Raw genomic sequence first — 8848 nt, 5'->3', positions numbered from 1 at the left:
CTGTACGATGCGGTATTTTTCGAATTCGCTTTCGGCATGGGCCTTGGCAATTTCGGCAGTCACCTTACCGGCATCCTGCAGGATTTCGCGGTCGGTGTAGCCCACGGCGATAATGGTGGGAAGCTTGTAGTGTTTGGTGTTGTAGCGTTTGCCATCGGCGGCAGTTATTCGAAAATTTCGAATAACTGAATCTTCTTGCAACTCACTGTCGGAGAACACCTTTTTCAGGTGGTAGTTGATGGTGTGGGTTTCCACATCGTAAAGCGTTCCCATCATTTTCTGGGTCAGCCAGATGCTTTCGTCGGCGTAAACCGCCTCGACGCCATCCGTGCCGGTGGCCGCGACAAAGGTCAGGTATTCCGCTGCCGAAGAGCGGAGGAGGGAAAGACCATTCTTCCCGGAATTTTTCGGATTTTTACTCATTCGTGCCCCTTTGATCTGCCCATGCGAAGGCAACATGTCATCTTCCTCTCTGAGCCCTTCTTACTCAGACCGTGCGCAAGTGCCGTATTCATAGATCGCTTCCCTCACATTATAGGTCTTCCAGCAACTGGGCGATATCCTTGGGCGACGGCAGTTGGCCCTTCAGCGCCTTGGGCAGGTTCTTGGTGATTTCATAGGTGGCCACGCCGATGGGCTTCTTGGCGTCGTGCAGGGCGTATTCCACAATCGTGCGGTTCTTCTCCTTGCACAGGATGATGCCGATGGAGGGTTTCTCGTCCTCCTGGCGGATCTGCCGGTCCAGAGCCGTCAGGTAAAATTGCATTTTGCCGACGAATTCTGGCAGGAACTCGCCGACTTTCAATTCAATGGCGACAAGACAGCGCAGACGGCGGTGAAACAGCAAGAGGTCGATGAAAAATTCTTTGCCATCCACTTCCAGCCGATACTGGCTGCCCATGAAGGCAAACATGCCGCCCATGGCCCGGAGGAAATCCTCGATCCTGGCGATGAGCGCGCGCTCCAACACCCGCTCGCTGTGTTCCTCGCCCAGTTCCAGAAAATCGAAGGTGTATTCGTCCTTCACCGCCAGCTTGGCCTGGGCGCGAAGTTCCGGCGTGAGCGTCTGGTCGAAATTGGTCTGACCTAAAAGGGATTTTTCGTAGCTCTGGTTGTCGATCTGGTGAATGAGGACATTCTTGGACCAGCCGAACTTGCGGGTCATGCGGATGTAGAACTCTCGCTCCAGCGGGTCTTTGCAGCGCTGAAGGATGACTAGATTGTGGCTCCAGCCGATTTGTGCAACCAGTGGTTGCACTCGCTCGTCATCGCGGTAGAGCAGGAAAAACTCACGCATGTAAAAGACGTTGCGCCGGGAAAATCCGCTGATGCCGGGGAACTCGGATCGCAGATCCTGGGATAGCTGGTCTGCGATGGACGCGCCGTGTTCGGCGTCCGCCTGCCGTTCCACGATCAGCCGGCCGATATCCCAGTACAGGCCGACCAGTTCCTTGTTGACCGCCTTGAGGGCTTCGTATTGGGCGGAGCGGATGCGCTCCTTGATTTCGGACAGCAGGTGCGGGTAATCGCCCGTTTTTGCCATATCCTGCTTGCGGCGGGTGTCAGTCGGTTCCATTCACGTTCCCCTTGGCATCGATTGCCTCACACAACTCTGTATCAGCCCAAATATCCCTTTTCACCTTTTCGGATCAGGCCGTGCACGGCAAGGCTCTGGGCGACGCGTTCAATTTTTGCGGCGGATGCGCCTTTGATCCCGGCCGCGATTTCATTGGAGTGGTGGCCTCGCGGCCGAGTGAGCGGAGTGTTTTCAGGAGTATCGCGATCCGGCCAGTTTCGTCCTTGGGCCAGGGTATCGGCTCGGCGGTTTTTTGCTTGGATATTTGCCCCGGCATGGTGTCCAGCGGAAGGGTGGGCGATTTCTCTTCACGGGCGCTTCCCGGAGCCTGGTACTCGGGCCGCAACCACCGGATCAAGCCTTGTTTTTCTTCGGCGGCGCGGATCGTGTTCAAGTCCACCAGCCGGGACAATATTTCGGAGTCGGAAAGATCGGCGGGCCAGCCGTAGGCATCGGCAACGGCGGCATCGAGTTCGTTGTGCAGGGTAAGGAGCACGGTGCCCAAGGCCTGCTCATGCGCCTTTTTTTCCGCAGGCGTGAACGGTTGACCGGAGCGGAGGCGTTCCAGGGCGTTGTACATGCCGGTCAGGGTCAGGCCTGGGTGTTCGGCTTGCCTGGCCTTGCGGTGGGCGTCGAGACGTTCGGCTAGGTCACGAATGCGTTGACGGTGGTATTCGTCGGCGGCAGGGAAGGGGAATGTTTCGAAACAGCGTGATTTTACGTAGACCGGATCGTTGCCAACACCAAGATGGCCACCGGTAGCTAATGCCCAAACGACATGCAAACGACTTGAGAGAATGCCAAGAAAATAGGCATCATCGAAGGCAATATTGATTAACTTGTTGTCTGGCAGGATCGAGGCATCAAGGAAGACAAAAACGCGATGTTTTGCCGTTTCTACTGTTGAAATATATCGCCGAAGGCCTGCTAAGGCAGGGCGGAATTCTCGACGAGGCTTCCCAAAGATCCACCAGTTATCTCGATAAGTGGCGCGATTGTTATGATCTCGTTCTGGTTTCACCTGTTCCGCCACCCATTGATAAACGGTGGGAAAGCGTTTCAAAACTTCGGTTTCAGTGAGGCCAAACAGGTCAATGACCATGACCTCGCGGCTTTTTCCGGTGAGGTCTCGTCCGTTGCGGTAGTGGCGAATGTGCTTTTCTAGGCCCGGAATGTGATTAAGGCCAAGGGATTCTGCTTCAGCGGGCGTGACGATAAAGCCCGAGCCATGGAGTTTCATACCTGGACAACTCAATGCTTCATTTGCTTGTAATGTAACCGCTGACGAAACATCCGCACCCACAGTCAAATCCGCGTTGATTAGTCCCCATTGGCTGGACAAAGTGACGTCTCTTTCAACGTCCGATCCATCTTTTTCATGCGTCACAGTTTGAACTTCCCCGGCTTCTTGGCCAGGAGCACCGACCGTCAACGCGATGCGCACGGCGGCACCATCGGCGCTGTCCACCCACGGATGATCCGGAATGGCGAAGGTCACGGACAGGCCCGCATCCAAGTGCAGGGCGATTATTCGGCGGTTGAAGGCTTGGGAAATGCTGTTGGTGGTGATGAAGCCGAAACGCTCCGCTTTTTTCGTCCTGACAATCTCGGCGGCCTTGTGCCACCAGTAAGTACATGACCAGATCGCAGGATTCCGGCAGTTCCGGGTATGCTTTGGCCAAGGCTTCAAAATAGCCTTGTCCAAGAATGCCGCGCTTGGAGCTTCCGCCCAGGAACGGCGGATTGCCCAGAATGAAGTCCGCCTCGGGCCACGATGCCGGGCGCGGGTTTTTGAAGACCATGTCCGGAAGGGTCTTTTCCGGGTCCGGTACTTCGCGGCCCGTGACCGGATCGGTTTTGGTGCTGCGGCCATCCCAGCGCATTTCAGGCTTTCCGCTCTTGTCCGTGCGATACTCCCAGCTATCAAAGGCCAGGATCGCGTCGCGGGATTCAATGTTGCGGAAGGCGCGGATGATCGGCTCGGACGGCGGCGTGTGCCCATGGGTGCGGAAGTGCCATTGCAGATACCCTATCCACAATACCATTTCCGCGATTCGCGCGGCCCTGGAGTTGAGTTCAAGACCCAAAAACTGGTGCGGGTCCACATGCGCCCCTTCCATGAGCAAGCGGCCCTGGGCGCCATAACGGGCCTCTTCCTGGATCACCTCGGCTTCAAGACGCTTGAGGAGTTCGAACGAAACATAAAGGAAATTGCCCGTGCCGCAGGCCGGGTCCAGAATGCGCAGCAGGCAGAGCTTTTTCTGAAAGGCGGTCACGATTTTCAAGGCCTTGCCCGTGTCGCCGTCTTCGGCGGCCATTGCGGCTGCCGCCTGGACGCTTCGCCATTCTTCCCGCAGGGGCGTGATGAGCGTCGGGGCAACCAGACGTTCGACGTAGGCGCGGGGAGTGAAATGCGCTCCGAGCTTGTGCCGTTCGTGCGGATCAAGGGCCCGTTCCAGCAAGGTGCCGAAAATGGCGGGCTCCACTTCGCGCCAATCGGCCTTGGCTGCCTTGAGCAGCACTTCAATTTGAATGCGGTTCAGGGGCAGGGCCAGGGGATCGGCGAAGATGCCGCCATTGAAGCGCAAAAGCTTGTCCTGAATGGCCACGGACCAGCCGCCAATATTCATCGCGTGCCAAAGATCACTGGCTGTGGGTGCGAATCCTTCGGGCTTGCTCAGGCCGTTTTCAAGAATCTTCTGGAAACAGTTTTCAGGCAAAAGCCCCACGTCTTCGGCAAACATGGTGAACAGACAGCGCATGAGGAAGGCGGACACGTCGTCGGGCGCATGGTCGCCCTCAAGGGATTTGGCCAGTTCCGCCAGGTGTGCGGCGATTTCGCGCGTAACCTTGGCCGAGCGTCGGGACGGGTCCAGAGAAAGGGGATCATCCCAAATGGCCGTGAACATGGCCGCCACTTCGGGCCTGGCGAGGTCCGCGAGGGAGAAGCGATGTTTACCGGGCGCGGGGTAGGGCGCGTAAAGGCCGCCGGTGCGTGAAAATTCCGCGTAGATATCGAAAGAAAAACCGACGTCGATGACGATGATGAACGGCGGACGGCCCTCGCTGGCGGGGAGGCGGCGCACATAGTCTTCCGCCTGGTGAAAGGCGCGGTCCATGAGGCGGTCCCAGGCCGAGGTGCCGCGCTTGGTTCCCGCCTTGGCGGGCCGGGCGACGATGTGTTCCAGGGGCGTTTTTTCGCGGACCTCTATGCCCTGCTTGGATTCGAGGACAAAGCAGCCGCGCTTGTAGAGATCGATGCGGAGGTCATGAATCTTGTTTTCATCGTCCTTGTACGGAACGGAATGCTCGAATTCGTAGCCGGGAACGGTTTCCGCGTCCGTGGGCATCGGCGGCAGTTCGAGAACGGAAATGAATTCGGTCAAGAAACGCTGGCTGTTCCCTCGTTCCGAGCCGTGCGAATTGCTCCAACGGGCGATGAATTCCGCGATATCCGCCATGGTTTTTCCTGGTATTTTGAATAAAAATGGGGTTTTCGGTGAAGAAAACCCCTGCCATCATTCGGGAAACATCGCAAGAAATTGGACAAAATTACATGCTGGTCCGTACCAGCTAACAGGAGCATGGCCCTGGTCAATCGAGAGGCGGATGACCGGCATGGGATTTGTTGCCCAAGACTTTTTCATCACTATTTCTGGATGTTATGCAAAAAAAATCCTGGATTCAGGAACGTGATATCAAGTCGAGCCCCAAGTCCCCGCCCAGGAAACAACTTTTCTCCCCCCGATTTCAAGGCTCCGGACGAGGATGCTGGGTTTGCAACGGGAGTGAATACCAGGAACAATCTCCCAACGAATCTGCTTCGATTCCGAAAACCGGACCGACCTACCTTGCCGGCAGTTCCGTGCCGCGACTCATGATCTCGATATAGCCTGCGTAGCTGAACAGGCGGTTGCGTTTCTGGGCGGTCAGTTCCTTGACAATGCCGAGCTGCCTCAGGTGGCCGAGCGCCTTGTTGACCGTCGCCGGTGTGATACCGGTCTTCTCCACCAACGAGCCCGAGGTGGCGATGGGATGTTCCATGAGCGCCCGGTGGATCCGCAGAGTGGAAGCCGCCGCCCGTCCTAGGCCGCTGATCTTGTCACGGTCCTGGTTCGACAGGTCCAGGAGCTGCTGGGCAGTCTCCACTGCCTGGGTGGCGGTGACGATCACGGCCTCGGCAAAGAAGTCGAGCCAGGCTTCCCAGTCGCCGGTCGTGCGCACGTTGTTGAGCAGCTCGTAGTAATACTGGCGGTGCGCCTTGAAGTAGAGACTGAGGTAGAGCATCGGCTCCCGCAGCACCTTCTGCTCGCATAGCAGCAGCGCGATCAGCAGACGCCCCAGACGGCCATTGCCATCGAGGAACGGGTGGATCGTCTCGAACTGGACATGGGCCAGCGCCGCCTTGAGCAGCACCGGGGTCGGCTCCGGCTGGTCATGGAGGAAGAGCTCCAGCTTGCTCATGCACTCCAGCACCTCTTCGGCCGGAGGCGGAACGAAGGCCGCGTTGCCCGGCCGGGTGCCGCCGATCCAGTTCTGGCTGCGCCGGAACTCACCCGGGGTCTGATTGCTGCCCCGGCCCTTGGTCAGCAGCACGCCGTGAATCTCGCGGAACAGCCGCAGCGACAGTGGCAGCCCTTCCTTCAGCAGGCGCAGACCATGGTCGAGGGCCGCGACATAGTTGCTGACCTCCCGCACGTCATCCAGCGGCACGCCGGGTTCCTGATTGAGCTCGAACAGCAGCAGGTCGGACAAGGAAGACTGGGTTCCCTCTATCATGGATGAGAGCACCGCCTCTTTGCGAACGTACATGTAGAGGAACAGCGAAGTTTCCGGCAGCAAGGTCGAGACGCTGTCCAGCCGCCCGAGCGCCAGCAGCGCCTGGTCAAACTTGCTGCGCAGCTCCGGGGTCCAATGGATGGGCGGTCGCGGCGGTAGCGGCGCAGGCACGAAGGCCTGAACCTTCTCACCCACCGTCGATATGGTCACGTATCTGCCTTGGAGTTCTCGCTTCATTCTACCTGCCTCGAACCTAAAACATGATTCGCTTTTATTTTACCTTAGCCGCATATCCTAAAATAGAGTGTCGGGAAGCAAAAATCAAGCGGGTTTCCCGATGAGTTGTTTCGATTTCCTCAGAAGAGCGTTCGGCGCTGCAACGAATCAGGGGCCCAACAGAGAACGAAGAAAGGAAAGATGGGGAGAATAGATGGTGCCAAGAGGTGTTTTGGAAAGATGTAAAACTGGCGCAACCCCTTTAGAAGCAAGGGAAAAAAGAAAACCCGCCACCCCGGAGAATGCCCCGGAGAGACGGGTTTGTCTTTTCTAAATGCCGGGGAGAATCGAACAATTAAAATTGAGTCAGTAACCATGCGGCTCCAGCCAAAACAAAATAGATTCAATGCCCCCACAAATGCCCCCAAGTAGCAAATCGTCGCCTGGGGCTTTTTTAATTTCTCCAAAATATCCGAGAGCAGACTGGCCAGCCGATTTGTGGACTGGATGCCCAGAGAACAGAAATGCAGTTGCTCTTCGTCCAGTGTGGTCGTTTCGAGCAGTTGGAGCATGCCCATGATACCACTCAGAGGGGTGCGGATCTCGTGGCTCATGTTGGCTAAGAATTCGAATTTGGCCAAGTTCGCGGCTTCGGCTGCGTTGACCTGTAGGCCTTTTTTTCTTCTCCGCACGATTCCCCGCACCGATCTTCCCAACAACCTCCCTGAGTCGTTTCAATTCATTTCAGAGCTGTGCGAGACTCTTATGTAATCGAGACGGCTGATTTTTTGGAATTCAGCGCTCGACTCCATAAAACGGAAAAGGTCCTGGAAAAATGTGGGTAGTGTGCGGGATCTTCAGCAAAAAGAAAGACCATGGCATGTGTGGGTTGTACCACCAATCCACAACTCCGGGAGGAGTCTGCCATGGTCAGAAAAAATTCTATCGTATCGTCGTCTGAACTCAAAGGGCTTCTTGAAGGCGAGCAGGATGTTTTGAAGGAACTCGTCCGTGCGGTCGTCCAACAAACGTTGGAGGCCGAGATGGATGCAGCCCTTGGGGCCGCCAAGGGGGAGCGCACAGAGGGCCGTCTGGGCTATCGCAGCGGTTATTATGGCCGTACGTTGATCACCTTCGCATTTTCGCTACAAGATAAGTTGCGCTCACGGCAAGGCCTTCTTTTGTCATACATATTCGTATGCAGCACCGTCATGAACTGCGTGGGCATCCCAGTCAAAAGAAAAGCCACCCGTTGCCGGATGGCCTGCCTTTAAGAGCAAATATGGGGCCTTGGAGCGCCCTTGACCGGGAATGCGACCTTCCCAATCTTCAGCGCCTCAATGCCCTGAGCTACGCCCCAAGGCGAAACGAAAGCCATCGCCCCTCAAGCAGCCCTTTAACGGAACCCGACTTGCCTGCCTTTGTCAGACCGGGTCAGTTCAAAGCGTTGTTCCTTGACCTCGACACCCCACTGCGTCCCCGACCGCTCCTCGACGAGGGCGAAGCCCGCTTTTTCGTAAAGACTGCGGGCGGCAGAAAGGCCCGCGAAGGTCCACAAATATATTTGCCGATACCCCTTGTCCCGGCAGAAATCCATGGCAGCGTCCATGAGCCGTGAACCGGCACCCCGGCCGCGCAGGGCGTCCGAAACGATGAACCACCGCAAGTGCGCCCCGCGTGTCATGGCGTGCCGGCCGTCAATGGATATCGAACCCTCGACGCGTCCATCGACCTGTACTGTCCAGAAGCCGTCGCTGGCCGCGTCATAGCGGGTGAGAAATTCCGAGAGTTCCGTCGCGACCTTGGCCTCGAAGAACTGCCCGAACCCCCAATGCCGATGATAATAACGCCCATGCATTTCCACCACCCTCCCGATCGCCCCGGGCACATAGCCCCGCACCAACGTGATCTTCGACATGGGAAACATCCTCCTGAAACATGGCAGCCATGTGGATGGGAGCGCTTGAAGCATCACCGAGGATGCGACGGATTTCAATGGAAAGTCTTGCGTGAAATCTGGGGTCAGATCTTGAATGCTTCATCCGAAACTGAATAGTCCAAGCCTGGACGGGGAAAAGGACCAAACCTCGTTTTGGCTTTTCTTCAGCACTGCCCGCATCTTCTTCGCGCTTTTTTTGAGCACGACATTTCTTTTCGCATTTTCGCTACAAGATAAGTTGCGCTCACGGCAAGGCCTTCTTTTGTCATACATATTCGTATGCAGCACCGTCATGAACTGCGTGGGCATCCCAGTCAAAAGAAAAGCCACCCGTTGCC

8 protein-coding genes and 2 pseudogenes are annotated in these 8848 nt (G+C 56.7%); 2 read left to right on the top strand and 8 right to left on the bottom strand.

Translation table 11 applies throughout. From position 1 onward, the window contains the following. The 4 genes from LHW45_10480 to LHW45_10465 form a co-directional block, all read right to left on the bottom strand. The coding region (locus LHW45_10480; GenBank protein ID MCB5285996.1) for a hypothetical protein at nucleotides 1-423 on the bottom strand (423 nt) is incomplete at its 3' end. Nucleotides 424-532: 109 nt separating this feature from the next. Continuing rightward, nucleotides 533-1576: a PDDEXK nuclease domain-containing protein gene (locus LHW45_10475; protein MCB5285995.1), complete on the bottom strand. Its 1044-nt coding sequence runs from the start codon at nucleotides 1574-1576 to the stop codon at nucleotides 533-535. A 73-nt stretch (nucleotides 1577-1649) separates the two neighbouring features. Then, a complete protein-coding gene (locus LHW45_10470; GenBank protein ID MCB5285994.1) occupies nucleotides 1650-3020 on the bottom strand; it encodes a hypothetical protein in 1371 nt (456 codons plus the stop codon). After that, nucleotides 2953-5037, bottom strand: coding sequence for a hypothetical protein (locus tag LHW45_10465; GenBank protein ID MCB5285993.1), 2085 nt, complete (start codon nucleotides 5035-5037; stop codon nucleotides 2953-2955). Before LHW45_10465 ends, LHW45_10470 begins: the two co-directional genes overlap by 68 nt. Between LHW45_10465 and LHW45_10460 the strand changes: the two genes are divergently transcribed. After that, the gene (locus LHW45_10460; GenBank protein ID MCB5285992.1) at nucleotides 5036-5272 is read left to right on the top strand and encodes a hypothetical protein; all 237 of its coding nucleotides are present in this window, start codon (nucleotides 5036-5038) and stop codon (nucleotides 5270-5272) included. The two genes, LHW45_10465 and LHW45_10460, sit on opposite strands and share 2 nt — an antisense overlap. A 150-nt stretch (nucleotides 5273-5422) precedes the next feature. Here LHW45_10460 and LHW45_10455 read toward each other — a convergent pair whose 3' ends face one another. Next, a complete protein-coding gene (locus tag LHW45_10455; GenBank protein ID MCB5285991.1) occupies nucleotides 5423-6592 on the bottom strand; it encodes a Fic family protein in 1170 nt (389 codons plus the stop codon). Between the two features lie 440 nt (nucleotides 6593-7032). After that, nucleotides 7033-7218: pseudogene (locus LHW45_10450) on the bottom strand (hypothetical protein). A gap of 279 nt (nucleotides 7219-7497) precedes the next feature. Between LHW45_10450 and LHW45_10445 the strand changes: the two are divergent. Next, nucleotides 7498-7704 (top strand): annotated as a pseudogene (locus tag LHW45_10445) (transposase). 263 nt (nucleotides 7705-7967) lie between these two features. On the opposite strand, the gene LHW45_10440 reads toward LHW45_10445, so the two are convergent. Together LHW45_10440 and LHW45_10435 are read right to left on the bottom strand one after the other, a co-directional pair. After that, nucleotides 7968-8489 (bottom strand): GNAT family N-acetyltransferase, encoded by a 522-nt coding sequence (locus LHW45_10440; protein MCB5285990.1) that lies wholly within the window; start codon nucleotides 8487-8489, stop codon nucleotides 7968-7970. 120 nt (nucleotides 8490-8609) lie between these two features. Beyond that, nucleotides 8610-8848 (bottom strand): hypothetical protein (locus tag LHW45_10435; protein ID MCB5285989.1); only part of this gene is annotated, 239 nt, incomplete at its 5' end.

This window comes from Candidatus Cloacimonadota bacterium, from assembly GCA_020532085.1.
GTDB lineage: Bacteria > Cloacimonadota > Cloacimonadia > Cloacimonadales > Cloacimonadaceae > Syntrophosphaera.
Note: the sequence above shows the minus strand (reverse complement) of the source record. Positions and strands in the feature narration are given on the sequence as shown.

What these genes read in the sequence shown, in the direction of transcription:
- LHW45_10475 (MCB5285995.1), bottom strand. Translation starts at nt 1,576, where the DNA reads ATGGAACCGACTGACACCCGCCGCAAGCAGGATATGGCAAAAACGGGC.
- LHW45_10460 (MCB5285992.1), top strand. Translation starts at nt 5,036, where the DNA reads ATGGTTTTTCCTGGTATTTTGAATAAAAATGGGGTTTTCGGTGAAGAA.
- LHW45_10465 (MCB5285993.1), bottom strand. Translation starts at nt 5,037, where the DNA reads ATGGCGGATATCGCGGAATTCATCGCCCGTTGGAGCAATTCGCACGGC.
- LHW45_10455 (MCB5285991.1), bottom strand. Translation starts at nt 6,592, where the DNA reads ATGAAGCGAGAACTCCAAGGCAGATACGTGACCATATCGACGGTGGGT.
- LHW45_10440 (MCB5285990.1), bottom strand. Translation starts at nt 8,489, where the DNA reads ATGTCGAAGATCACGTTGGTGCGGGGCTATGTGCCCGGGGCGATCGGG.